Genomic DNA, 520 nt, shown 5'->3' on the forward strand with positions numbered 1-520 from the left:
TGCATGATCCGGGCGATGCCTACGGCATCGTTGCGGTCGCTCTTGTTGATCTGCATTTTCAAAACCGCCTTGGCGTGCCTGGCGTCGATGCAGATGACGGGCAGCCCTAACCTGTTCAACTCCGTCCACAGCCATGTCGACGTTGCCCCCGCTTCGAGTCCGATCCGCACGACATGCGGCGCATTTGATATGACGAATGCTGCAATCGCTTCCGGGGCGGAACGAACTACTCCTTCGCGTTGGATCTTTCCCGTTCGATCAACGATGCAGATCGCCGTTAGCTTCAGGGACACGTCCAGTCCGACATAATGCTCCATTGCAGCTCTCCTGTTTGCAGGCCCAAGAGGTGAGCCTCATCGATCCCTGGAGAGCTGATTCCCAGAGCCTCAGTGTGGCTTTGGCCCGGAATTACCCCATGTGTAAAAACGCGAATGATCGAGACACGGCTAGAATTACATTCTTCAGTTCGTCGTCTAAGTTGAAGCCACGTGCTAGCTTAAGCGCTAGAACCGCCTTGGAC

General features: G+C 55.4%; 1 protein-coding gene. It reads right to left on the minus strand.

The annotated features are described in order from the left end of the window. The coding region (locus AC629_RS44695) for an IS110 family transposase (protein WP_143199987.1) at positions 1 to 317 on the minus strand (317 nt) is incomplete at its 3' end. Positions 318 to 520 lie beyond the last annotated feature (203 nt).

This window comes from Bradyrhizobium sp. NAS80.1, from assembly GCF_001908205.1.
In the GTDB taxonomy this organism is placed as follows: Bacteria; Pseudomonadota; Alphaproteobacteria; order Rhizobiales; family Xanthobacteraceae; genus Bradyrhizobium.